Below are 25,122 nucleotides of genomic sequence, written 5' to 3' on the forward strand. Positions count from 1 at the left end.
CCGCCCTAACCGTCAAGGTCTGCACCGCGTTCGGCCGCGAGGTCGAGCGGGATTGAGTCGAGCAGTTCGCGCGTGATTCTCTCTTCACCGTGCTCATGAACGGCGTCCGAGAGAATCAACTCGATTGCGGCAGAACGGATTAGGTATCCGAGGGAGCCGATGGAGCCGCTGGTTCGGCTGAAAAGATACTCTTCGTGTGCATCAAGGCATCGCTCGCCGGCGTTGATAAGTCCTACACCGGTCTCGAATGCTTGAACTGTCAACCCCCACTCATCGCGGTCGTGCAAACTTCCATATGAGTGAGGCAGCATCCGCCGCAGTGTGAACCTCCCCGCTATCTGGAGCCCTTCGTCTCCTGAAAGCAGCCCGTTCTTCTCAAGATTGACCCCGCAGTAGATGAAGGTCGCAGGCAATGCGTTCGAGAGTCCTTTTAGCGCCCGAATGGCATCTCGCGTGTTTGCGGAGCTGTTGTTCAGGTTGTGGACTTCATCGACGACGATGAGCGCGGTGCGGCCGCGGAGCATCGTCTGTGTGGCCATGTACGTGAGCTCCTCGAGCGTGAATCGTGGCCCTCTGGTCATGCCTAGGAAATCGCAGAACTGGTGCATCATCGATTTCGCTGTCGCGGCGGGAGGCACGTCAATGAACACCACGGGCACGATGCCCTCGGCCCGGGGGTCGGGGTAGTCCGCAAGATATCGATTCATTGTCGCCCGAAGTATCGCAAGTGCGGTGTGTGTCTTGCCAGCGCGAGGCGGGCCACTGAGGAGAAGTCCGTGGCGGCCTGAGGCTTTTCCATAGTTGGAGCGCAACAACCTGCGCACATCGCTGAGCGCCGCTGTCACTGCAGGAGTGTCTACGGTGAGCTCGCGATTGAGGTAGAGGATACGGGCATCGTCGTAGGCTTCCTTGTCTTCTTCGCTGAGCGCTAGGTACCCCTCGGCCGTCAATGTTTTGGGTTTGCTCGACGTCCGGAGCAAATGGCGCTGAAGCCCTGCAAGATTTGTGAGTGATTCAGCTGGTGTGACATCCAGCAGTTTCATCAGAGTGCCTCATTCCGGTCCCAAAGGCCGCGGGTCTTCGTCCCCGTCGCCTTGATAGTGCGGTCAAGGTATGGAAGCAATCTGAGTTCGTCTTCGTTTGGAACGACTGCTTTGGCCTCCGGACGAGGCAGGTAGTCTCGTGCCACGAGTTTGTCTGCCGTCGCCTTCCGTCCCTTCTTCGTCGTGGCTTTCACGAGTTCAGGTTCCCGCCGTTCGAGAATTTCTTGGAGCGCCGCGACGTGGTCGATACTTCCTTCCAGCCCTTGTACCCTCGCGAGTTCGCGGGCCGCCTGCCAAGTCTCGGTGAAGAAGGGCGAGTCAAAGTCGCTGACGTTCTTCCAACCGCACTCCATCCACTTTGACTCTTCGTAGTTTCGGACCCAGATGACAGCGGGGTTGTATGGGTCGAACCGTATTTCCCACTTTCCGTTCACGGACTTCCGAGGTGACTGTGTCTCTCTGAACGGGTGCAGCTGCGGTGAGTCGTAGACACGGTTGCCGAGATGCACCCCGTCGCGCTGGATGGTGCGTGTTTCCGAGGGCAACAGCTCGATGTAGTCGCTTTCGGATAGGGGGAGGGTGAGGCTCGGTGATACACCCATCGATGCGGCGTACATCTGGTTCGGCGTTAGGTACACCGATGGCGAGAGTGGGTCGCGAAGCCCGCTATGCGCGCGGTTCTGCCAGACATGAACGACCCACTCTTCAAAGATTTCGTGAAAGGTCAAGATGGGATAGAGAGGCTGCTCTTCGACTTTGTTGCCTCTGTTGCCTGGTGAGTTTCCGACATATCCGCTGAGGTACTGGGTGAAGAGTCTGTTGATGCTGCCGAACGTCCGTTCAACTTTGGCTTTGTCTGACGGCGTGAATGGCGCCGATTCCATGAGTGTGATGCCGTATTTTGCGCACGCTGACCTGAAGGTGTGTGAGAGGTAGTCTTTGCCGTTGTCTGTCGTGATGGTCTCCGGGACGATGTACGGCATCGCGAGCGCACCTTCAAACCGCTCGTCAAGGGATAGAAGCTGTCCATACGGGAGCCCCGACTGCGCAATTCGCATCCGCTCGCTGTGGTGAGGCCGAAATGGCGCTGGTACGAACGCGCGTGCTAGCAGCAGTGCCTGGTCCACCCCCTTCAACGCTTCAGGTCTCATCACGAACGAGATGATGCTGCAGGTGAAAACGTCAATGAGTATTGACAGCGTGACGCGGCAGGCTTTCCCGTTCTCGTCAAGTACAAGTAAGTCCATCTTCGTTGAATCAATCTGCGCGTATTCCCCCGGCCGCGTGGCGGAAATGCTGCCGTAGGGGTGCTGGGGGCTCCTTGCACGAGAACGACGGGACGTCGCCAACCCGAATGTCTCTTTCCCTGCAGTCAGTACATTTAGGTAGCGGTAGATGGTCGAGATGTGAGGGACCTTGACCTCGTCGCCGTATTTGCGCCGAAGCTCTTTCATCGCATCGGCCACAACTTTTCCCCGGGTAACGGTGGAACGCTCGGTCTGGTCGTTGACTGCAGTTTGGAGAACTTCGATGATGCGCTCGTCCACACGGTTGAGCGGCCCCTCTCGACGAAACGCTCTGCGGTCAACCAAACCCGCGAAACCGAGGTCATTGTAGGCGCGTATTTTTCTCCAGAGCGTCCGTGCGGTCACTCCTTGTCGAATCGGAGGGGCCGCGAGTTCGGCCCTTTTGCGCTCGATGCGCTGGGTCAATGAGCTTGTGTCCGGGTCGTATTCGGGCCTCGGCACGGCATCGGCGCCAGCCGAACGAGGAGCGCCGTAGAGGACTTCTTCGATGTGCTCGCGCCAGAATGCGGCTTCAGCGTCCGCTTGTTTGTTCAGAGTTGCGATGTCGGAAAGGTCTGCTTCCGTTGGAATCGGTACCGATTCGACTGTTCCAAGTTGGTCACGCATGAAGAGCTCCGTGACGTGAATGTGTCGATAGTCGTTTGATTCGAGATTGCGAAGTGTCAGCGTAGAGTTCGCGATTTCGACGACGCGGTATGTACCCCCATCGAGTAAGACTTCACTGCCTAGCCATACCTGTCTAGCCATGTTCCGCTCCTTGGATGAGATGGTGCTCCGATAGTGGCGTCCGCATGTTGGTTGTGAGCGCACGTTTCCAGAGAAGGTGGTAGCTCCACGCAGTAACTCGAGCGGGGTGGCACTGTGGAAGCCCTGCCACTACCTCGCTGATTGGTTTTGGCCGTGCATAGCAGTCAAGCAGCGTTCGTTCCAGCTCGGCCGGCGGCGCATTTCGCGGATGGCGGTACCCAGCAAGCCATTGAATGTTGTTCAGGTAGGTGGGGTCTATCCAGGCGAACACGTCGTAACGCCAGCCGATGCTGGCGCAGACGTCATGCGTTGCGAGAAAGGAGTTCATCCCCTTCTCGTCAATCCGAGTGACGGGCCGAACGTCGAGGACACTTTGCGTCCCGTCACGGCGAACGAAGAAGAAGTCCGGCACGTGAGTGGAGGGCGACCGTTTGCGTCCAAAATCGATGAGGAAGGGCTGTGCGGAGATTGCGGCCACGTCTCCGTCGAAATCGAGGACCAGGAGCGCCGTCTGCTCGAACCCTGATTCGAACCGGACATGCCGCGCCGTGCCGGAGAACCAATAGCTACCGTGAAAGTTCCGGCGCCCCTGGTACTTCACCCCCACGCGATTCATGGTGTTCGTCTGAAATCGTTCGTGTAGGAGCGCTGGCGTGGGCCGAGCGCTATGTTCCTTTTTGCGGGAATCGAACCAATGGATGGTCGATGTGAGAGTGATGTCCCCGGCGCCGGCTACCGGCGCCTCAGCGAGTAGAGCGTTGGCTACCAGCGTGCCCGACATTGGGATACCTGAAGACATGCAACGAGGTGCGCTCGGGTTTGAGTTTCACTCACATTCTCAGTGATACACCCGCGTTGATGCGGGCTGGCCGGTGGGCGTCGGCGTGTCGACTTCTCAACGCCCGCGACGCGCGCGGCTTGGGCGCGTTCCGCTTCAGGATTGCCGTTGCCCGGTTCTTCGAAGGAGACTCCGCGCGTCACCATTCGACACCCGCATGCGCCCTAAACGCCCCAATGAGCCGCTCTGGTTCATCGACGTAGCTCACCGGCCGCGCACCACCAAAATAGGTTGTTGGTGAGTGGAGCCAAAACGTCAAGCCTCTGAGCGAGTAGGCGAACTCGGCAGCGGCGGCGATGAGCGGCTGAACGAACGCCGCGACCTCATCGCGGTCGGGCCCGAACTGGCAGCCCGGGAAAACAAGTTCGTCCTTCCAGGTCAGACCGATGAGATGGCCGGAGGCGAGCATTTCCCGCACCACCTCCTCGCTCACGTGAAGCATCTCGGCAACTTCGGTCACCGTTACGAGCCCATCGCTGGCGGCGATGTTTTGAAGTGCAATCTCGGTGTTTGCCTTCACAAGTTCCAGACCGGTGAGGAGCTCAATGCGCTGAATTGTCGAGGTTCTGTGCCAGTAGTAGTCGGTGAGGTAGTCGTCTGACATCATCGTCCACCGGCCGACTTCGCCGACCCTGCACGCATCAAGGGTGCGCAGCGGGCGTTCAACATCGTTGATGCTGGCACTACGCCCAACACCGGGGAGACGGGTGACTGTGCCTTGAATCAAATTGACGATATGAGAGCTTCCAAGCGTGGTGACACGCCAGACGCCGCCTTCGTCACCAGTGAGTTCGTCAACGGTCTCCATCGAGCTGCACCTCCTCGGGGAGCTGCTCCAGCGGGCCGAGGAGCGCCTGGCGCTCTTGGCCGAGCGGGCGGATGAGGGAGTCAAGTTCCTGGTCAACGACATCGTCGGGGACGTAGACGATAGCAACCACTGGTGAGGTCCTCCGGTCCGTGAAGAGGACTCCCGGAACCCCGAGACTGATTCTCAACCACATGCTTCCGCCAACTACGCATTCCATCAGGCGAAGCAGCTGCACCTGGTAGAAGTCACCACGCATTGTCACGTAAAGCTCGTCGTCCGCATTCGGAAGGCGAACGATGACTCGGCGGCCAAAGTCAATGAGGTACCGACTGCCCGACTCCGTCGCCACCACGTAGTGACCGGTTGCCGCGTGCTCCAACGAATTCATGGCTGCTCCTTACATGCAAACCACCCCAATGTGGAAAGAGTAATTAACAGCACTAGCGACGTCAAGCCCTCGACTAGAGCGGTTGGCCAGGGAGCCTTACCGGCGCAAAGGCTCAATCCCGCGGCCACCGAGGAGTTCTTCGACTCGGTGTTGAATGTCATCGCGAATGGTGCGGACCGCAGCCGGCGTTCTCCCGTATGCGTCGTCGACTGCCCAGTCCAGGTAGCGCTGCCCGGGGTAGATGGGGCAGGCGTCGCCGCAGCCCATGATGATGACGATGTCGGCGGCCTGCACGACTTCGTCGGTCAGTGGTTTAGCGTCGGCGAAGGCGCGTCATGCGCGACGCCAGCCACCGGTGCGTCATCGGGGAGCTGCGGCAGCTAAGACTGGATTGCGGAGCCCAGGCCTGATTGGTTCTAGGCCTGGGCCTTCGCGCTGAGCACCTCAACGAGTTGGGCTTCGCTTGGCAGGCCCGCGAGACCCGATTCGGTCGGGTAAACGCGGCAGGCCAGGTCTTCGGTGCGGCCGTCCGACGGGAACGCGTCAACCCCGTCAACCAGAATGGTCGGGGAGCCAGCGAATGCCCAACGGGCGGCGTCCTCGCTCGTTCGAAGCGTTTCGGCGCGAAGCTCCACGTCGATGAGTCCGAGCGCCTCGATGGTGTTCCGCACACGGTCCAGTGTTTTGTCCCCGTTGGGGCAATCGGCGATGCTGAGAACTTCAACCTTCATGTCTCTATTCTCTCCCGCGGTTCTCCGCTGAGGCGTTGATGCGCTCCTTCATTCGGCGACCGGCCCATCTCGCTGTTGAAATGGCGATGCGAGGCGCACCCACTGCCGCCGGAATCACCCAGAACGCCCAGCTCGGTAGCAGTTCCCAGAGTGGAAGGTTCGGCCCGTTGTCGACGTAGAAACCTGTGAGCAGCGCGATGTACGAGACGCCCATCCCGAGAATGTGCGGGGCATCACCTGGTCGGTGTCGCTTCCGATGCAGCACCCCGATGAGCGAGGAGGTGAACGCCACCGCACCGATGACGAACAGGTAGTAGGTCTCGGACCAGCGAAGCGCCGCAAGCCCTGTTGCTGTGGCGAACACCGCGCAGATTGCGTAGAAGTACCAGCGCCCGCCCCGCGTGTGACGGGGAGACCCTTTACGGGAGAGCATCGCGATGAGCCCGGTCACGACGGCCATGAGTGCGACCACGACGTGGATGGCCAGAATCGTCAAGAAGAGCGGCTCGGTTGAACCGACAGGAACGCCGAGTATCTCGTCCTCTGTGAGCAGCATGGTCACCGCCTCGGCCCTCTCCGGGCGGCCGTCATTGAAGGTGCTTGCACTCTACGCCTGGCCAGCGTGTTCAGCGCGGTCGCTAAGCGTCGATACAGGTCGCCAAACGATGAGTCAGACCCGGTCGGGGGCGGACCCAACTGCCGCGGCCCGGGCCGCTCCAGTAAAAGCGGGCACTACCCGTATGAGCACCACCATCCCGAGAAGCTCAACGAGTGTCTGAGTGACGACCGCGAGTGGGGCAAGCGCAAACTCGACCGGTAGCGCCAAGGCCAGGGGCAGCACGACGAGTGAATTCCTTGTCGCGCCGCTGAAGATGAGCGCACGTGTTCCTGGCACGTCGAGCCGGGAGGCACGTCCCGCGAGAAGCCCGAGGAGCACCATGATGACAAGAAACGCCACGTAGAGCGGAATCAGGCTGAGCAGCGACGCTATCTCGCTTCCCACCGCTGCGACTTGAGAGCCGATGACGACCGCCAGGGTCGCCATCATCAGCGGAACCATGAGTGATTGCATGGTCGCCTCGATAATTCGGCCCGCTCGGGCGCGGCGGCTGAGCCATTGCACGCCGGCTGCGGCGAGCATCGGCAGCACAATGAGGAACAGGAACGCTTCGAGGAATGGCGCCACCTCGAACAGGGCGACTGTTTCAGGGCCGGCGAAGAGGAGCAGGTAGAGCGGCAGCAGCAATATCTGCAACAGCATGAGCAGTGGGGTCGCGGCGAGGAGCCCGTCCTTCGACCCGCCAGCGAGGCCGGTGAACACAATCACGTAATCCACGCACGGTGTCAGAAGGACAAGGAGCACGCCGACGAGAAGCGCCTTGTCACCCGCGACGAAACGCGACAGGCCAAACACGACGACAGGCACCACGAGGAAGTTCACGAAGAGCACTGTCGTCAAGAACCGGACATCGCTGAACGCGCGGCGAACCCGGGTCAGCGGGACTCCGAGGAACGTCGCGAACAAGAGCAACCCAAGTATCGGGTTGATGCTCGCTGAAAGCACCGGCGCACTGCCGGGAATCAACCAACCGACCACGCCGCCGGCAACGATTGCCGCCAGGTAGAGCGCGACTTGGTGACGCTCCATGGCTTCAACGATTCGCGGCATGGTTCCAGCCTATTGGGGCGGGCGGAAGGTTCGAAGGGAAGGAAGCGGGCGTCACGACAACGCGACGGAACCGATGGGCGGCGGCACTGAATCGAGGCGTCACGGGTGCCAAGGTGGCTTCAAAACCCGCGACTACGCAGCGCGGCGCAACTCGATACGCACGGACTTCCGCTTACGTCGGGCATTTCTGAGCCGGCGCAGCGCGGCGCGAATCAGCACGATGCTCTCTTTGATTTCGGCTCCATATGGAGGCACCTTGATTCCGGCAGCGCGCTGCCGCTCGCGCGCTGTCCACTTCCTCCACAAGGCCACCGACGAAGCAGCCGCCAGCCCGAGGCCGATGACGACTAGTGCAATCACCGCTAGCCAGGCGGCCCACTGTTCTGCGCTCACAACCTCCGAAGTGGACAGGGCACCTCGCGACCCCACATAGATGAAAAGGGCGCCAACAAACACGCCGTAGCCGAGAAGAAGTGCAGGGATGCCAGGGCGTCGGGCTTTGTCGGTGAATCCGCGGGCGTTCACTCGGATGACTTGTCGGAGTTCCCGCAGTTGGGTCTCGTGAAGCGCGCGCGCTGCTGGCTCGTCTAGACCCACGTCCATCCCACTGAGCTCGAGCGCCGCCATTGTCTCCAACAGCTGAGCGGCATCCGCAGCACGTTCCGCGTGACGACGCGTCGAAGCGCCGCGCAGGTACACCACGATTGCGAGAAACAATGTGCAAACTGACGTCAACGCGAGGACTATGTTCGTGACAGATTCAACGGTCATGTGCATAGCTAAGCAGGTGACTTGGCGTGGCTGCAGCCGCGACCAACGCGGTGTAGGCGTCCATGGGGTTCGGTGGCCCTTCAAACCTAGATAGCTTGGTCCATCTACGCCAGTCCTCAGTGCTTAGCGGCGGCCGCTGAACTCATCCCGGAACGCGGAAAGCGTTGATTCCACGTCTTCGCCAAGGAGCGGCATCCAAGGCGACTCGGGGTTCCGACTCAGAGCTTCAAGGAACCGCTCTTCGCCACGAAGCTTGGCGCCACGGCCCCATCCGAAGTCCGGGACGAACTCGCCACCGGCAGGTCTCCACGACCCGTTCCCACCAATGAGGTGTTGCGCGAGCGCCATCCGATACTCAAATCCGTCACTAAGTTCGTCGTACTCGGACTCGTTTACGACGCCGGACAGGGGAGCTCGGAGCTCCGCGCGCAACAAGTGGCTTTGAGGCTCCTTCCATCGCGCTCCTTCCCATCGCTCCAATCTTTGAACGATGTCGGCGTCTAGAACTGACCACGGGTTCAGGGCGTTCACGGCGAGCACATCGCCCTCAACTCCGTATCGCACCCGCCACCGCGGTTCCTGAAGAAGTCGAAGGAGCAACGCCTCGTCAGAGCGCTTGATAGCAACGATTCCCATCGCACGCAGCGCGAGCAATGCGGGATAGTGCCGCAAATCGCGTAGCGCCGGGTTGTATGAGCCCGGTCCCACTCGGTTCGCATCAATCAACGTCTGCAGTGCATCGACCCAGAGGTCATGATGCGCTGGTTCGCCATGCATCGCCCCGGTGGCAAGTATCTGAATCGAAGGGACGGCGCTCCGAAAATGTGCGGAGAAGAGCTCATCAACGGTCTCGATTTCATCGAACACTACGGGAGAGTTCTCGGCGGATGTAGCGGTCTTTTCGACGGCGCTCATAACGAGGTCCCGCAAATCGACCCGACGAATCGGATTTGCGATGTAGCGTTTCACTCTGGCCAAGGCCATGGCGGTCGATACAGGTGGCTCTGAAAGCGATTCAAGTGCGACTACGCGCTCATGAAGTGCCGTGAAGAGTTCGTCCGCGGTACTTGCTGCCACGCGCTGGCCACCGCGTGCTGCCAGGAGACGGCTTGGAACCTCTCCATTACTGCTCCGGGCATCCCAGTAAACGGGATAGCGGCGACTGCGCGCAGCTTGAGCATGGCGCGTAAGTGCAACATCCCATTCTGCGGACCAGCCAGAAACGATGAGTCCGTACTCCTCGAACACTCGCTTGACAACCTTGCGAAGCCCAGTGGGATACTCGCCAAGCTCCTCGTGGGTGTTTCGCATCCCCAGTTCCGCGTAGTCGCCATTCACTTTGATGACGGTAGCCACGGCGTGCTGAAGGGGAATCATCCCTGTGGCACCTTCTGCGGTCGAAATGACCTGGGGCGAGATTCCCACATCTTCCAATGCGCGCTCCGCGAGTCGGTCGAAGTTCGTCGTCACGATGACTCGGACATATCCGGCCTTGACGAGTTCGGCGATTGCGCGATGCGCCGCTGTCGGTACCTTTAGGCCCTGCTCGAGCTCCGCTTCGTCAGGTTCAAAGTATCGGGCAAGCAAGCCACGGCGAGCCCCAGCAGTTTGGCCTGTCTCTGCAAGTAGCGCCGAGTAACCGAGGTGTACTTCTGGGCGGTTTGCAGCCCACCACTCCTCGACCTCGTCATCAGTATCCAGGGCGGCACCAGTCGGAGTAGTCGCAGTCGCGATACGGCGCACCAGGTCTTTTACTACGCCCCAACCCGTGGGAATCCCAGCCCCGGTTGACACACCTGACCCCAGGAGGACCGCAAACACACCCGGCTGGGCTTGAACGTTGACCGCCATAGAAACTGACGGGTCGAAAACAGTGGTCAGCGAGGTCAAGACTCGACCCTCAGCTCAGTATCCCTGTGCCCCGGTGCCGCGGTCATGCCCGCTGCGTTTCCTCGGCCGGCGCCGCCAGCTCGACTGGCAACTGGCCGAGCGCAAGGATGTCGGCAAGGTCAGAACCGATAGCCTGAGTTCCCTGCCGGACTTGCACCAGGGCATTGATGACCTGACCCAATCTGACGATTGCGTCGAAGAACCTCGGGCGCTGCACGAGGGCTTCTCGAAGGCCCAAATCGCGGACAACTCGACCCGTCATGCGGTCATGCTCGAGCAGTACTGCGCCAACCCCAGTCACCCGCAAGAGGCCAATAGCCCTGAGAATTGCAGTTGCGTACTCGAAAATGATGCGACGAACGCCCGAGTCAAGACCATCCGCATCCTCCACCGTTCGAAGGAGCTCCTCCGCCAAGCTTCGCATCTCTGCAAGGCTGTCGAGCGGAATCTCAGCGTCGGAAAGTCCGCTGTTGTTGAGCATGTGGCTGCAAGTCTCCAACATCACCAGAGCGGTCGCTGGCACCATACCGGCGAACTCTCCGCTGCCGGATGTGAGGTTGGCAGAACGCGCCATGGCGGGCTCCGCATCAGTAAGTCCGCTGAGGAGCAGCTCGTGAGGCACTAAGGGGTTTTGCAGACCGTTCACGGCTTCGCGGACTTGGCCAGGAAGTGCAAGCAGCTCGGCCACCCCACTGAAGAACTCAGCATTGGGTTCCGGCGCAACGTCAAGATACTGCGCCCATAGCTCCAGCATTGACCGGCCGTGAGCCGCGTGTTGGTGCGCGTAGGACAGGAACAGCCAAAGCCGCCCCGCCGGATTTCGCAGGTGCTCGTCCATCTATTCCCCCTCGTCGATTCCTACGACCTAGCGCGCGGCCAGAGCTCAGTGTTCAGCCCGCGCTCAAGATGTGAGATGGTCCAGGCGTCTGGCCAGCTCTTCCCGTTGAGCGCATTCAGAACCGTCACGTGGCTGAGTCCACATTCTGCGGCAACGGACCTCACGCTGTTGCCACCGATGGCACTTCGCACGTTCAGAGCAAACTGACGAACGACCTCTGCGCTCGGGTTGTCCGAAGGATTCTCCGGCCAACCCGTGCACAGCTCGAACGGTAGAGGTCGCTTCACATTCGCCATTCGCGCCTCCCCTCTCCGCGAACGACATGCTCAATTGCAATATGCACCTTGAGCATCCCTTCGTTCGAACGAGCGAGTTGGGTGATGAGCGTGGTCGTTCTACGCCGACGGGCTACTGACAAGTACCGCGCGAAAACTGACATCTAATTCGCGAAACTGACAACTAAATCGCGAAACGACACTTTCGTGTAATTCGGTGATTAGAAGTCCCAGTCCTCGTCTTCCGTGACAACGGCCTTGCCGATGACGTAGCTCGAGCCGGAACCCGAGAAGAAGTCGTGGTTCTCGTCGGCGTTCGGGGAGAGCGCCGAGAGGATGGCCGGGTTCACGTCGGTGACCGTCTTCGGGAACATCGGCTCGTAGCCGAGGTTCATCAGCGCCTTGTTGGCGTTGTAGTGCAGGAACTTCTTGACGTCCTCGGTCAGACCGACGCCGTCGTAGAGGTCCTGCGTGTACTGCACCTCGTTCTCGTAGAGCTCGTACATGAGGTTGAAGGTGTAGTCCTTCAGCTCCTGACGACGCTCCTCGGTCTCGTTCTCGAGACCCTTCTGGAACTTGTAGCCGATGTAGTAGCCGTGCACGGCCTCGTCGCGGATGATGAGGCGGATGAGGTCGGCCGTGTTGGTGAGCTTGGCGCGGCTGGACCAGTACATCGGCAGGTAGAAGCCGGAGTAGAACAGGAACGACTCGAGCAGGGTGGAGGCCACCTTGCGCTTCAGGGGGTCATCGCCCTGGTAGTAGTCCATGATGATCGCGGCCTTCTTCTGAAGGTTCTGATTCTCGGTGGACCAGCGGAACGCCTCGTCGATCTCCTTGGTGGAGCAGAGCGTGGAGAAGATCGAGGAGTAGCTCTTGGCGTGCACCGACTCCATGAACGCGATGTTCGTGTAGACGGCCTCCTCGTGGGGAGTGATGGCATCCGGGATCAACGACACAGCACCGACGGTGCCCTGGATCGTGTCGAGCAGGGTCAGACCCGTGAACACACGCATCGTCATCAGCTGCTCTTCGGGGGTGAGCGTCGCCCACGACTGGATGTCGTTGGAGAGCGGCACCTTCTCCGGCAGCCAGAAGTTGTTGACGAGACGGTTCCAGACCTCGACGTCCTTCTCGTCCTGGATCTTGTTCCAGTTGATGGCGTTGACGTGGCTGACCAGCTTGATCTTGCCCTGGTGGGCCGGATCGTTCTGGGCCGAGTTGACCTTGTCGGTGAGAGTCATTGTGTGTGTCCTTGCTTGAGTGGAGAGGCCGGGCAGTGTGCGCTTAGAGCGCGCAGCTGACGCAGCCCTCGACCTCGGTGCCCTCGAGCGCCATCTGGCGCAGACGGATGTAGTAGATCGTCTTGATGCCCTTGCGCCACGCGTAGATCTGCGTCTTGTTGATGTCGCGCGTGGTGGCGGTGTCCTTGAAGAACAGCGTCAGCGAGAGGCCCTGGTCCACGTGCTGCGTCGCCGCGGCGTAGGTGTCGATGACCTTCTCCGCACCGATCTCGTAGGCGTCCTGGTAGTAGTCCAGGTTGTCGTTCGTCATGAACGGCGCCGGGAAGTACACGCGGCCGAGCTTGCCTTCCTTGCGGATCTCGATCTTCGAGGCGATCGGGTGAATGGATGCCGTCGAGTTGTTGATGTAGCTGATCGAACCGGTCGGCGGCACAGCCTGCAGGTTCTGGTTGTAGATACCGTGCTTCTGGATGGACGCCTTCAGCTCCCGCCAGTCGTCCTGCGTCGGGATCTCGACGGCCGAGGTGGCGAACAGCTCGGCGACACGCTCCGTGGCGGGCAGCCATTCGGCATCCGTGTACTTGTCGAAGAACTCGCCGCTCGCGTACTTGGAGTCCTCGAAGCCGTCGAAGGTCTCGCCGCGCTCGATCGCGATGGCGTTGGAGGCCTTGAGGGCGTGGAAGACGACCGTGTAGAAGTAGATGTTCGTGAAGTCGATGCCTTCTTCACTGCCGTAGTAGATGCGCTCACGGGCGAGGTAGCCGTGCAGGTTCATCTGGCCGAGGCCGATGGCGTGCGACTTGTCGTTGCCGTCTTCGATCGAGCGCACCGAGCTGATGTGGCTCTGGTTGGAGACCGAGGTGAGGCCGCGGATGGCGGTGTCGATCGTCTTGGCAAAGTCGGGCGAGTCCATGGCCAGGGCGATGTTCAGCGAACCGAGGTTGCAGCTGATGTCCTTGCCGATCTTGTCGTACGAGAGGTCCTCGTTGTACGTGGTCGGCGTGTTGACCTGGAGGATCTCGGAGCAGAGGTTCGACATGTTGATGCGGCCCTTGATGGGGTTCGCAGCGTTGACGGTGTCCTCGTACATGATGTACGGGTAGCCGGACTCGAACTGGATCTCGGCGAGGGTCTGGAAGAACTCGCGGGCCTTGATCTTGGACTTCTTGATGGCGGGGTTGTCGACCATCTCGCGGTACTTCTCGCTGACGGAGATGTCGGCGAATGGCACACCGTAGACGCGCTCGACGTCGTACGGCGAGAAGAGGTACATGTCCTCGTCGTTCTTGGCCAGCTCGAAGGTGATGTCGGGAACGACGACGCCCAGCGAGAGGGTCTTGATGCGCACCTTCTCGTCGGCGTTCTCACGCTTGGTGTCGAGGAAGCGCATGATGTCGGGGTGGTGCGCCTGGAGGTAGACGGCACCGGCACCCTGGCGGGCACCGAGCTGGTTGGCGTAGCTGAAGCTGTCTTCGAGGAGCTTCATGACGGGGATGATGCCGGAGGACTGGTTCTCGATCTGCTTGATCGGGGCGCCGGCCTCACGGATGTTGGAGAGCAGCAGGGCAACGCCGCCGCCGCGCTTGGAGAGCTGCAGCGAGGAGTTGATGCCGCGCGAGATCGACTCCATGTTGTCTTCGATGCGCAGCAGGAAGCAGGAGACGAGCTCGCCGCGCTGGGCCTTGCCCGAGTTGAGGAAGGTGGGGGTGGCCGGCTGGAAGCGGCCGGCGAGGATTTCCTCGACGAGGTTGACGGCGAGCTTCTCGTCGCCGGCGGCCAGGCCGAGCGCGGTCATCACGACGCGGTCTTCGAAGCGCTCGAGGTAACGCTTTCCGTCGAAGGTCTTCAGCGTGTAGCTGGTGTAGTACTTGAAGGCACCGAGGAAGGTGTCGAAACGGAACTTCTTCGAGTACGCGAGGTCGTTCAGGCTGGAGATGAACTCGAAGGAGTATGCGTCGAGCACGGCCTTCTCGTAGTACTCCTTCTCGACCAGGTAGTCGAGGCGCTCTTTGAGCGAGTGGAAGAAGACCGTGTTCTGGTTGACGTGCTGCAGGAAGTACTCGCGCGCCGCCTCACGATCCTTGTCGAACTGGATCTCACCGTTCGGGCCGTAGAGGTTCAGCATCGCATTGAGCGAGTGATAATCCATGCCCGTGCGTGGTGCTTCCATCAATGAGACGCTGTCGCCAGTTGTTCCGACCAAAACGAGTCCAATCCTTCGTGGACGATATTCACATCGTCCGGTGTTCCGAATACTTCAAATCTGTACAGCTGCGGCACGTTGCACTTTGCCGCAATGATGTCTCCGGCCAGGCCATAGCCTGTTCCGAAGTTGGTGTTTCCTGCCGCGATGACACCGCGCAGCAGCATCCGGTTGTTCTCGTCGTTGAGAAAACGGATGACCTGCTTGGGCACGGCACCCTTGCCATCGCCGCCCCCGTAAGTGGGAAGGACGAGAACGTAGGGCTCCGTGGCCTGCAACGGTGCATCGCTGGGGTACAGCGGGATCCGATCGGCCGGGAGGCCGAGCTTCTGCATGAATCGGTGCGTGTTGCCCGAAACGCTGGAGAAGTAGACCAGATTGGCCATGGGATCATCCCCTCTCGGTAGGCCGAATGGGTTGTGTTCGCTGTGATTGTGGGCGTGACCCAAGCGCCGAGACTCTACTCGGTGCCGGCGTGCCCGGATGCCGCAATGCGGCGGTTCTCGGAATCGAGACCTACGCGAGACGCGAGGCGAGCTCCGAAATCTTGTCGGGGCGGAAGCCCGACCAGTGGTCTTCGTCGGTGATCACGACGGGCGCCTGCAGGTAGCCCAACTCCTTGACGGCTGCGAGCGCATTCTCGTCGACCGACAGGTCCAGAACCTCGTACTCGATACCCTGCTTGTCGAGGGCGCGATACGTCGCCGTGCACTGCACGCACGAAGGCTTGGTGTAGACCGTTACAGTCATCGATTTCCCCTTAGTTTTGTACGAAGTCCGCGCTGTTTTGCCGACACCTCAATACTACATCTAGTGCTCCCCGATGGGAACAGCCACTAGATGATGTAGTTACATTTATGTAGTTATCCACCGGTTACTCACCGGTTCTCAACAGGCTCGGCGAGCAAGTTCGGCCTGTTTCCGCGCCTCGGCCGAGGCTTATCCACAGCCCCCCATTTGGGAAACTGTTTGCCTGTGGAAAGCTTCCCGGCGTGTCGCGTTCGACGGTCGTTGACCACAGGATCGTGTGCTGCTATGGCCACTCTGACAGCACCCTCCGACACCCGTTTTCGCGCTGATTCCCGGCGCCCGGGAGCGCGCCACCAGCGACTACGGGCGCGGCGAGCGGGGCGGGGCGGTGCTCTCGCGCTCGATGAGCTCCGGCACACGGGGCGCGACGGCCGGAGGCGACTCGTCGTCGCGCAGTGCCGCCAGCACCGTGGCCATGGTGTCGCGGCCGAGGGACTCGAAGTCCTGTCGCATTGTCGTCAGAGGCGGCGCGAAGTGCTCGGCCTCTGGGATGTCATCGAATCCGATGACGCTGACGTCGCCGGGAACGCCGCGCCCGGCCGCGGAGAGCGCGTGATAGACGCCGAGGCTCATCTGGTCGTTCGCCACGAACACCGCGGTCATGTCGGCATCGCGCGCCAGCTCTGTGCCGAAGCGGTACCCACTGGCCGGGGTCCAGTCCCCCTCGAACGCCTCCTGAGCGACCAGCCCCTGCTCTGCCATGACGTCGCGCCATCCACGATGGCGTTCCATGGCATCCATCGACGCCATCGGGCCCGAGATGTGGCGAATCTCGCGGTGCCCGAGCTCGATCAGGCGCTCGACGGCGATGCGGGCGCCCTGGTACTGATCGAGCGACACCCGGTGGAAGCCGACGTTGCCCTGCGAGGCGATCGCGATCAGCGGCACGCCGAGCTCGAGCCCATTGACCGACTCCACGGCATCCCGGTCGGTCGCGATCAACACGATCGCCTCGACGTTCTGCCGCAGCAGCATCTCGACGGCTCCACGCATTGTTGCGGCATCCGTCTTGAGCATGCTCGCCATGCTCACGGCGTAGCGGGCCTCTCGCGCGGCCTCGTTGAAGTAGAGCGCCATGCTCGCCGGGCCGTAGTCCGGGCGGCCGGCCGAGATGAGCCCGAGGGTGCGCGAGCGCCGGGTGACGAGTGCCCGCGCGGCCGGGGACGGCACGTAGCGCAACTGCTTGATGGCCTGCTCAACGCGCAGGCGCGTGGCCGGGCGCACATTCGGCAGCTCGTTGAGCACCCGGGAGACCGTCTGGTGCGAGACCCCGGCCAGGCGTGCGACGTCGAAGATGTTGGCGACGCGCGCCTTCTCATCGTCAGTGCTCACCGGCCCGCGGCTCCTGCCTTGTGAGTCTCACCCACATCGTTGTCGCTCTCATTATGTCGTTTCGCGGCGGGCCGCCCGTGCATCCGCGTCGCGTGCCCGGCTAGCGGCGCCTGGCGGTGAGCACCTTCTGCAGGATGATGAAGACGAGCAGCAGCGCTCCGATGAAGATCTTGGTCCACCACGAGCTGAGGGTGCCCTCGAAGGTGATGATCGTCTGGATGACGCCGAGCACCAGCACGCCCAGAACCGAACCGAGCACGAATCCGTAGCCACCCGTGAGCAGGGTGCCGCCGATCACGACCGCGGCGATCGCGTCGAGCTCGGTGCCGACCGCAGTCAGGCTGTACCCAGAGAGCGTATAGAAGGTGAACAGCACGCCGGCGACGCCGGAGCAGAACCCGCTGATGATGTAGACGAGCACCTTGGTGCGCGCAACGGGCAGGCCCATGAGCATGCCGGAGTGCTCGCTGCCGCCGAGCGCGTACACCGTGCGGCCGAAGCGGGTGTACCCCAGCACGAAGACGGCCACCACGACGACGACGAGCGCGATGATCACGCTGGGCGTCACGCTGAGCCCGCCGCCCAGCGGGATCCGGGTCTGTGCGAATGCCACGAAGAAGGGGTCGACGATCGAGATCGAGTCCTTGCTGATCACGTAGCAGAGCCCGCGCGCCAGGAACATCGCCGCCAGTGTCGCTATGAAGGGTTGCACCTTGAACACGTGGATCATCAGCCCGACGAGCAGCCCGAGCAGCGAGGTGAGCACGAGGATCAGCGGGATCACGACCCCGGGTGACCAGCCGCTCTGGAGCAGGCTGGCGGCGATCATCGTCGAGAGGGCCACGACGGCGCCGACCGAGAGGTCGATGCCGCCCGTGATGATCACGAACGTCATGCCGACGGCGAGAACGATCAGGTAGGCGTTGTCGACCAGGAGGTTGAGGAAGACCTGACCGGAGAGGAAGCCGCGGTAGCGCAGGCCACCGGCCAGGAACACGGCGACGAAGAGAATCAGCGTGACGAGCACCGGGCCGTACTTCGGGCTGCCGAAGGTGTCCCGGATGCCGCTGAGCACGTGGATCATGTCGAAACGCGTCCGCCGGCCGCCTGCCCCTCCGCCTGCCCTTCCGCCGGAGCGGCGTCCTCCGCCGGGTGTGGAGCCGCCGCCGGACGTGCCGCCCGTGCGGGGCTCTGTCGTAGTGGGAGCGAGACTCGTCATGCGGTGAGCTCCTTTCCAGCGGCGCGGAGCGCCGCTGCTCGTCGCCACGAGGCGAAGGCATTGGTTGTTGCCGGTGATTGCAGCAGGCAGACCACGGTCACGACGGCAGCCTTGAACACCATGGTCACGACCGGCGGGATTCCGACCGTGTAGACGGTCGTCACGAGGGTCTGGATCACGAGGGCGCCGACCAGGGTTCCGGTCAGCGAGTAGCGGCCACCCATCAGCGACGTGCCGCCGATCACGACGGCGAGGATCGCGTCGAGTTCGATGAAGAGGCCGGTGTTGTTGGCATCCGCCGCCGTCTGATTGGCGGTGAGGATGAGCCCGGCGATCGCCGCGGCGAGTGCGGAGAAGGTGTAGACGCCGAACAGCAGGCCGCGCGCACGGACGCCGGCCTGGCGGCTCGCCTCCGGGTTGATGCCGACCGACTCGATCATCAGGCCGAGCGCGGTGCGGCGGGTGATCAGGGCTGCGAGGGCGAAGATCACGGCGGCGATGACGACCGCGATCGGCAGGCCGAACCAGAAGCCGGAGCCGATTGCCTTGAACGGCGGGCTGTTCACCGTGAGGATCTGCCCCTCGGTGATGAGCATCGCCACGCCACGGCCGGCCGTCATCAGGATGAGCGTCGCGATGATCGGCTGGATGCCGAGCACGGCGACGAGGAAGCCGTTCCAGACACCCATCACCAGGGCGACGCCGATCGCCACGGCGATCGCAACCGCCACGGTCGCCGGGCTGCCGGGGTTCTCGGAGCCGAGCAGGATCGAACACGCCACCGCGCCGGAGATGGCGCAGACGGCCCCGACCGAGAGGTCGATTCCGCGGGTCGCGATGACGAGCGTCATACCGATGGCGATGATGAGCATCGGGGCGCCGTTGCGCAGGATGTCGATCAGGCTGCCGAAGAGGTGCCCGTCTTTGACGGTGATGCTGAAGAACTCGGGGAACGCGATCAGGTTGATCGCGAACAGCACGAGCAGCATCACGACCGGCCAGAACAGCCGGTTCGAGGCGAGTTTGCCGAGCACGGCGGTCATGCGTTTTCTCCTGTCGTGCCGGGGGTGGTGGGTGTGGGGGCGGATGCCGCGGGCACTGCGCCATCCGCGGCGTCGTCCGCCGGGAGTTCATCCACTCCGGAGCCATCGGCGATCAGCGCCAACAGCGCCTCCACCGTGAGGTCGTCGTTCTCGATGTCGGCCACGAGCCGGCGGTCGCGCATCACGGCGACGCGGTGGCTGAGGCGCAGCACCTCGTCGAGCTCGGCCGAGATGAACACGACACTCATGCCGTTCTCGGCGAGCGTGTAGACGAGCTTCTGAATTTCGGCCTTGGCGCCGATGTCGATGCCACGGGTGGGCTCGTCGAGGATCAGCAGCCGGGGGGCGATGGCCAGCCATCGGGCGAGCAGAACCTTCTGCTGATTGCCGCCGGAAAGATTGCGCACGAGCGCGTCAGGGTTGGCCGGGCGGATGTTGAGCGCCTTGATGTAGCTCTCGGCCAGCTCGTCCTGCCGCTTCTTGGGGATGGGGCGGAACCAGCCGCGGTCGGCCTGGAGCGCGAGCACGATGTTGTCGCGCACGGTGAGCTCGTCGAGGATGCCCTCCTCGCGCCGGTTCTCGGAGGCGTAGGCGATGCGGTGGCTGAGCGCCTGGCGCGGTGTGCGCAGCTTCACCGGCTTGCCGGCGATGGTGAGCTCGCCGGCATCCGCCCTGTCGATGCCGCCGAGCAGGCGGGCGATCTCGGTGCGGCCGGAGCCGAGCAGCCCGGCGAGGCCGACGACCTCGCCCTCGCCGATCGGGAGGCTGAGCGGTTCGACGGCGCCCTTGCGGCCGAGGCTGCTCGCCAGCACGAAGGCGGTCTCGTCGTGGCTCGAGTCGAGCGCGGTCGCGGTGCGTGCGCGCTTCTCGAGATCGTCGAGCACGGTGAGTTCTTTGCCGATCATCTTCTGCACGAGGTCGATGCGCAGGATCTCGTCGGTGAGGTATTCGCCGACGAGCGCACCGTTACGGAGCACAGTGAGGCGGTCGGAGATTCCGTAGACCTGGTCGAGGAAGTGGGAGACAAAGAGGATGGCGACGCCGCTGTCTTTGAGCGAACGGATGACGCGGAACAGCTCGGCGACCTCCTCGGCGTCGAGGCTCGAGGTCGGCTCATCGAGGATGAGCACCTTGGCCTGAACGTCGATCGCACGGGCGATGGCGACCAGTTGCTGGATGGCGAGCGAGTGCGAGTTGAGCAGCGAGTTCGGGTCGATGTCGAGGTTGAGACCGGCGAGGAGTTCGGAGGCGCGGGCCCGCATCCTCTTCCAGTCGATGCCGCGCCAATTGCGCGGCTCGCGTCCGAGCATGATGTTCTCGGCGACGGTGAGGTTGCCCAGCAGGTTCACCTCTTGGTAGACGGTGCTGATCCCCGCGGCCTGGGCGGCGGCCGGCCCCGCGAATGAGACCTGCTCGCCGTCGAGCGTGATCACGCCGGAGTCGATGCCGTAGACGCCGGTGAGCGCCTTGATCAGCGTGGACTTCCCTGCGCCGTTCTCCCCCATCAGCGAGTGCACCTCGCCGGGGAACATGCGAAAGCTCACGGCATCGAGGGCCTTGACTCCGGGGAACGAGATCGAGATGTCGGTCATGTCGACCACGGGCGCTGCGCCAGTCATACTCGGTCCTCTCTTCTTTGAGGTGCGTGCGGGTGTGGCGATGCCGCTGGTTCCGGATGCCGCGTGTTGCGGCATCCGGAACCAGGGGGCACCGCTCTGGTGCCAGTGCGACCGGTCGTGCGGGTGTTTCCGGTCGCTACTGGTGTAACGGATCGTGCTGGTGTTACGGATCGTGCTGGTGTTGCTGGAGTGGCTGCTGCCGGGCGTGCCTAGTAGGCGCGGGTCGGCAGCGCCTCGATGGCCTGCTCCTGCGTGAAGGTCGTCTCCTCGGTGACGATGCGCTTCTCGGTTGCCTCACCGTTGTTGATCTGCTTGACGACCTCGATGAGCTGCTTGCCGAGCAGCGGCGAGCACTCGACGATGAAGTTGATCTTGCCGTCGGCGAGCGCCGTCATGCCGTCCTTGACTGCGTCGACGGTGACGATCTTGATGTCCTTGCCCGGAACGAGACCGGCGGCCTCGATGGCCTCGATCGCGCCGAGACCCATGTCGTCGTTGTGTGCGTAGATCAAGTCGACGCCGGGGTTGGACTTGAGCAGAGCCTCGGTGACCTGCTTGCCTCCGGCACGCGTGAAGTCACCGGTCTGGGAGGCGACGACCTCGAACTTGGGGTCGGAGGCGATCACCTCGGCGAAGCCCTCTGCGCGGTCGATCGCCGGGGCGGCACCGGTCGTGCCCTCAAGCTGGATGATCTCGACGGGTTCGGTCTGGTCCTTGTACTCCTCGACCACCCAGTCGCCGGCCTTCTCACCCTCGAGCACGAAGTCGCTGCCGAGGAAGGTGACGTAGAGCGAGTCGTCGGCCGAGTCCACCGCGCGGTCGGTGAGCACGACGGGGATGCCGGCATCCTTCGCCTCGTTGAGCACGGCGTCCCAGCCGGTCTCGACGACCGGCGAGAATGCGATCACGTCGACCTGCTGCTGAATGTAGGAGCGGATCGCCTTGATCTGGTTCTCCTGCTTCTGCTGGGCGTCGGAGAACTTCAGCTCGATGCCGGCCTCTTCGAACGCCGACTGGATGTCCTTGGTGTTGGCGGTGCGCCACCCGCTCTCGGCGCCGACCTGGGCGAAACCGACGACGAGATCGCTTTCTGCCTTGGGGCCGGCTGCTGCAGCGTCACCGCTGCCGGTGTCGGCGGCCGGGGCACACCCGGCGAGTGCGAGAAGCATGGCTCCTGCTGCGAATGTTCCGATGATTTTCTTCATCTGACTAAACCTCCTTGTTCAGTGCCGGCGGTGAATGTGCTGCGTTCCCGGTGCCGGATCGCCAGTTCATTCTGGCGGTGTCCCGATGTTAGCGCTCACATGTGAGCCTTCACAATAGGCGGTGTGCAATTTCTTTCCCTGATTTTATGGGGATCCATCGAAAGCTCCGCCACAAGACGGCTTGCGTATGTGAGCGCTCACACCGGCCTCCGCATTTTCGGGCATGCGGTCATCCCGCGCGCGACCATGGCCCTCAACGGAACAGGGCCCCGGCATCCGAGTAACGGATGCCGGGGCCCTCTCGCGTGAGATGCGTCGGCTAGTTGCCGCCAGCGCGGCGCTTGTTGTAGACGTCGAAGGCGACGGCCAGGAGCAGCACGAGGCCCTTGACGGCCTGCTGCCACTCGATGCCGATGCCCATGATCGACATACCGTTGTTCAGCACACCGATGATCAGACCACCGATGATCGCGCCGGCAATCGTACCGACACCACCCTGCACCGCTGCGCCACCGATGAAGGCGGCGGAGATGGCCTCGAGCTCGAAGCCATCACCGGCCTTCGGGCCGGCCAGGTTGAGGCGGGCCGTGAAGATGAGGCCGGCGAGCGCGGCGAGCACACCCATGTTGACGAAGAGAAGGAAGTCGACGCGGCGGGCCTTGACACCGGAGAGCTCTGCGGCGTGACGGTTGCCACCGATCGCGTAGATGTGGCGGCCGAAGACGCTGCGGTTCATGATCACGCCATAGATCAGCACGAGGACGGCGAGCACGATGAGCGTGATCGGGATGCCCTTGTAGCTGGCAAGGGCCCAGGCGAACGCGCCGATGACGGCCGCGATCAGCACGAGCTTGATGACGAACCAGCTGAGCGGCTCCACCTCCTGGCCGTACTTCTGGCGGCCGACGCGGGTGCGCACCTGCTGCAGGATCAGCGCGGCGATCGCGATGACGCCGACACCGATGGTCAGCGGGTCGAGTGCGAACTCCCCGAACACATTCGTGAGGAAGCCGTTGCCGAGCGCGCGGTACTCGGCCGGGAACGAACCGATGTTGGCGTTGCCGAGCACGACGAGGGCGAGACCGCGGAAGATCAGCATGCCGGCCAGCGTCACGATGAACGCTGGGATGCCGACGTAGGCGATCCAGAAGCCCTGCCAGACACCGACCAGGGCACCGATCAGCAGCGACAGAATGATCGAGAGCCACCACGGCAGCCCCCACGTCACCGCGAACACACCGGAGCAGGCTCCGACGAAGGCGGCGACGGATCCGACCGAGAGGTCGATGTGGCCGGCGATGATGACCATCACCATGCCGATCGCGAGAACGAGGATGTAGCCGTTCTGCACGATCAGGTTGGAGATGTTCTGCGGGCGCAGCAGGATGCCGTCGGTCAGCACCGTGAACAGCACGACCACGGCGATGAGCGCGAGGAAGATGCCGTTCTTGCCGAGGTCGGCCAGCACGTGGCTGAGCCAGCGCGTGAACTTGTTGTCCGACGGATTGATCTGTGAGCCGACCGCGGTGTTGTCGGTCGGCTGGTTTTCAAGTTTTGTCATGTGAGTGTCTCCTTGAGATTCCCGAGCGCCGACGCTAGCGGGGCTTTTCCATGGTCATGAGTTTGAGGACGGATTCCGGCGTGGCATCCGCGATGGGAACCTCGCCGGTGATGCGGCCTTCAGAGATCGCGTAGACGCGATCTGAGATACCGAGCAGCTCTGGCAGTTCGGAGGAGATCACGATGATGCCCTTGCCCTCCGCCGCGAGCTTGTTGATGATCGCGTAGATCTCGTACTTGGCGCCGACGTCGATGCCGCGGGTCGGCTCATCGAGGATGAGCACGTCGGGGTCGGAGTAGATCCACTTCGACAGCACGACCTTCTGCTGGTTGCCGCCGGAGAGCTTGCCGGTCTTCGCCAGCACCGACGGCGCCTTGATGTTCATGCTCTTGCGGAACTCGTTGGCGACGCGGTACTCCTCGTTGTCGTGAACGAGGCCCCACTTCTCGAGCTTGCCGAGCGAGGCCATCGAGATGTTGCGCTTGATGTCTTCGATCAGGTTCAGGCCGTAGGTCTTGCGGTCCTCCGTGGCGTAGGCGATTCCGTTCTCGATCGCCTCTGCGACGGTGCGGGTCTTGATCTCCTTCCCGCGCTTGAACACGCGGCCGGTGATCTTGGTGCCGTAGCTGCGCCCGAACAGGCTCATCGCGAACTCGGTGCGCCCGGCGCCCATGAGCCCGGCGATTCCGACGATCTCGCCGGCGTGCACGTTGAGGCTCACCTTGTCGACGACGACGCGGTTCGGGTCCTGCGGGTGGTGCGCGGTCCAGTCCTCGACGCGCAGCAGCTCCTCGCCGATGTTCGGCGTGTGGTCGGGGTAGCGGCTCTCGAGGTCGCGGCCGACCATGTCCTTGATGATGCGCTCTTCTGTCACATCCGTCTTGGCAATCGTCTCGATCGTCTTGCCGTCACGGATGACGGTGACCGAATCGGCGATCTTCTTGATCTCGTTCAGCTTGTGGCTGATGATGATCGACGTGATGCCCTGGCCCTTGAGGTGCAGGATCAGGTTGAGCAGGTGGTTGGAGTCCTCGTCGTTGAGGGCCGCCGTCGGCTCATCGAGGATGAGCAGCTTGACACGCTTGGAGAGCGCCTTCGCGATCTCGACCAACTGCTGCTTGCCGACGCCGATGTCCATGATGCGGGTGGTCGGGTTGTCGCTGAGCCCAACGCGGGCGAGCAGCTTCTGCGCCTCGTGGTTGGTGCGGTTCCAGTCGATCAGGCCGGCCTTGTTCGTCAACTCGTTGTTGAGGAAGATGTTCTCCGCGATGGAGAGGTAGGGGCTGAGGGCCAGCTCCTGGTGGATGATGACGATGCCCTTGGCTTCGCTGTCCGTGATGTCTTTGAACTCGACGATCTCGTCTTCGAAGACGATGTCACCGGTGTAGGTGCCGTGCGGGTAGACGCCACTCAGCACCTTCATGAGCGTGGACTTGCCCGCGCCGTTCTCGCCGCAGATGGCCAGCACCTCGCCGCGCTCGGCAGAGAGCGTCACGTTGGAGAGCGCTTTGACACCGGGGAACGTCTTGGTGATGCCGCGCATCTCCAGAATGTTGGTGGTCACGAGTGTGCCTTCCTCATTCG

At 62.5% G+C, this 25,122-nt stretch carries 22 protein-coding genes; all 22 read right to left on the bottom strand.

Going from position 1 to position 25,122, the window contains the following annotated elements:
* Window positions 1-5: 5 nt before the first annotated feature.
* The 22 genes from ASC66_RS09135 to mmsA all read right to left on the bottom strand — a co-directional run bounded on the left by ASC66_RS09135 (window position 6) and on the right by mmsA (window position 25,102).
* The gene (locus ASC66_RS09135; protein ID WP_082492185.1) at window positions 6-1,043 is read right to left on the bottom strand and encodes a TniB family NTP-binding protein; all 1,038 of its coding nucleotides are present in this window, start codon (window positions 1,041-1,043) and stop codon (window positions 6-8) included.
* Window positions 1,043-3,097: a TnsB C-terminal domain-containing protein gene (locus tag ASC66_RS09140; protein WP_082492186.1), complete on the bottom strand. Its 2,055-nt coding sequence runs from the start codon at window positions 3,095-3,097 to the stop codon at window positions 1,043-1,045. Before ASC66_RS09140 ends, ASC66_RS09135 begins: the two co-directional genes overlap by 1 nt.
* Window positions 3,090-3,878 (bottom strand): TnsA-like heteromeric transposase endonuclease subunit, encoded by a 789-nt coding sequence (locus tag ASC66_RS09145; protein ID WP_162243495.1) that lies wholly within the window; start codon window positions 3,876-3,878, stop codon window positions 3,090-3,092. The genes ASC66_RS09140 and ASC66_RS09145 overlap by 8 nt, the downstream gene beginning before the upstream one ends.
* Window positions 3,879-4,074: 196 nt before the next feature.
* On the bottom strand, window positions 4,075-4,743 hold the full coding sequence (locus tag ASC66_RS09150; protein ID WP_055837962.1) for a helix-turn-helix domain-containing protein: 669 nt from the start codon (window positions 4,741-4,743) through the stop codon (window positions 4,075-4,077).
* On the bottom strand, window positions 4,730-5,131 hold the full coding sequence (locus tag ASC66_RS09155; RefSeq protein WP_055837965.1) for a hypothetical protein: 402 nt from the start codon (window positions 5,129-5,131) through the stop codon (window positions 4,730-4,732). Before ASC66_RS09155 ends, ASC66_RS09150 begins: the two co-directional genes overlap by 14 nt.
* Before the next feature lie 416 nt (window positions 5,132-5,547).
* Window positions 5,548-5,862, bottom strand: coding sequence for a thioredoxin domain-containing protein (locus ASC66_RS09165; protein ID WP_055837971.1), 315 nt, complete (start codon window positions 5,860-5,862; stop codon window positions 5,548-5,550).
* Between the two features lie 4 nt (window positions 5,863-5,866).
* On the bottom strand, window positions 5,867-6,418 hold the full coding sequence (locus ASC66_RS09170) for a DUF308 domain-containing protein (RefSeq protein ID WP_055837974.1): 552 nt from the start codon (window positions 6,416-6,418) through the stop codon (window positions 5,867-5,869).
* Window positions 6,419-6,532: 114 nt separating this feature from the next.
* A complete protein-coding gene (locus ASC66_RS09175; protein ID WP_055837978.1) occupies window positions 6,533-7,531 on the bottom strand; it encodes an arsenic resistance protein in 999 nt (332 codons plus the stop codon).
* 132 nt (window positions 7,532-7,663) lie between these two features.
* Window positions 7,664-8,302: a hypothetical protein gene (locus tag ASC66_RS09180; protein ID WP_157509722.1), complete on the bottom strand. Its 639-nt coding sequence runs from the start codon at window positions 8,300-8,302 to the stop codon at window positions 7,664-7,666.
* Window positions 8,303-8,425: 123 nt separating this feature from the next.
* Complete coding sequence (locus ASC66_RS18115; protein ID WP_157509723.1) at window positions 8,426-10,192, bottom strand: SIR2 family protein; 1,767 nt, start codon at window positions 10,190-10,192, stop codon at window positions 8,426-8,428.
* A 43-nt stretch (window positions 10,193-10,235) separates the two neighbouring features.
* The gene (locus ASC66_RS09190; protein WP_055837988.1) at window positions 10,236-11,030 is read right to left on the bottom strand and encodes a hypothetical protein; all 795 of its coding nucleotides are present in this window, start codon (window positions 11,028-11,030) and stop codon (window positions 10,236-10,238) included.
* Between the two features lie 496 nt (window positions 11,031-11,526).
* On the bottom strand, window positions 11,527-12,546 hold the full coding sequence (gene nrdF, locus ASC66_RS09195; RefSeq protein ID WP_055837991.1) for a class 1b ribonucleoside-diphosphate reductase subunit beta: 1,020 nt from the start codon (window positions 12,544-12,546) through the stop codon (window positions 11,527-11,529).
* Between the two features lie 43 nt (window positions 12,547-12,589).
* Window positions 12,590-14,716, bottom strand: a complete 2,127-nt coding sequence (gene nrdE / locus ASC66_RS09200) for a class 1b ribonucleoside-diphosphate reductase subunit alpha (RefSeq protein ID WP_055837993.1) — start codon at window positions 14,714-14,716, stop codon at window positions 12,590-12,592.
* Window positions 14,716-15,135 (bottom strand): class Ib ribonucleoside-diphosphate reductase assembly flavoprotein NrdI, encoded by a 420-nt coding sequence (gene nrdI, locus ASC66_RS09205; protein ID WP_055837996.1) that lies wholly within the window; start codon window positions 15,133-15,135, stop codon window positions 14,716-14,718. The genes nrdE and nrdI overlap by 1 nt, the downstream gene beginning before the upstream one ends.
* Before the next feature lie 130 nt (window positions 15,136-15,265).
* Entirely contained in the window at window positions 15,266-15,499 is a 234-nt protein-coding gene (gene nrdH, locus ASC66_RS09210) for a glutaredoxin-like protein NrdH (protein WP_055837997.1), read from the bottom strand.
* Between the two features lie 360 nt (window positions 15,500-15,859).
* Window positions 15,860-16,891 carry a LacI family DNA-binding transcriptional regulator gene (locus ASC66_RS09215; RefSeq protein ID WP_055837999.1) on the bottom strand — a complete coding sequence of 344 codons (1,032 nt, stop codon included), beginning with the start codon at window positions 16,889-16,891 and terminating at the stop codon, window positions 15,860-15,862.
* Between the two features lie 100 nt (window positions 16,892-16,991).
* Window positions 16,992-18,110: a galactofuranose ABC transporter, permease protein YjfF gene (gene yjfF / locus ASC66_RS09220; protein WP_235496815.1), complete on the bottom strand. Its 1,119-nt coding sequence runs from the start codon at window positions 18,108-18,110 to the stop codon at window positions 16,992-16,994.
* Window positions 18,107-19,153, bottom strand: a complete 1,047-nt coding sequence (locus ASC66_RS09225) for an ABC transporter permease (RefSeq protein ID WP_055838004.1) — start codon at window positions 19,151-19,153, stop codon at window positions 18,107-18,109. Before ASC66_RS09225 ends, yjfF begins: the two co-directional genes overlap by 4 nt.
* Window positions 19,150-20,772 (bottom strand): sugar ABC transporter ATP-binding protein, encoded by a 1,623-nt coding sequence (locus ASC66_RS09230; protein WP_082492188.1) that lies wholly within the window; start codon window positions 20,770-20,772, stop codon window positions 19,150-19,152. The genes ASC66_RS09225 and ASC66_RS09230 overlap by 4 nt, the downstream gene beginning before the upstream one ends.
* A 209-nt stretch (window positions 20,773-20,981) precedes the next feature.
* On the bottom strand, window positions 20,982-21,977 hold the full coding sequence (locus ASC66_RS09235) for an ABC transporter substrate-binding protein (RefSeq protein WP_055838007.1): 996 nt from the start codon (window positions 21,975-21,977) through the stop codon (window positions 20,982-20,984).
* Window positions 21,978-22,296: 319 nt separating this feature from the next.
* Entirely contained in the window at window positions 22,297-23,538 is a 1,242-nt protein-coding gene (gene mmsB, locus ASC66_RS09240; RefSeq protein WP_055838010.1) for a multiple monosaccharide ABC transporter permease, read from the bottom strand.
* A 34-nt stretch (window positions 23,539-23,572) separates the two neighbouring features.
* Window positions 23,573-25,102, bottom strand: a complete 1,530-nt coding sequence (mmsA, locus tag ASC66_RS09245) for a multiple monosaccharide ABC transporter ATP-binding protein (protein ID WP_055838013.1) — start codon at window positions 25,100-25,102, stop codon at window positions 23,573-23,575.
* Window positions 25,103-25,122: the final 20 nt, after the last annotated feature.

The organism is Leifsonia sp. Root4 (assembly GCF_001425085.1).
GTDB lineage: Bacteria > Actinomycetota > Actinomycetes > Actinomycetales > Microbacteriaceae > Microterricola.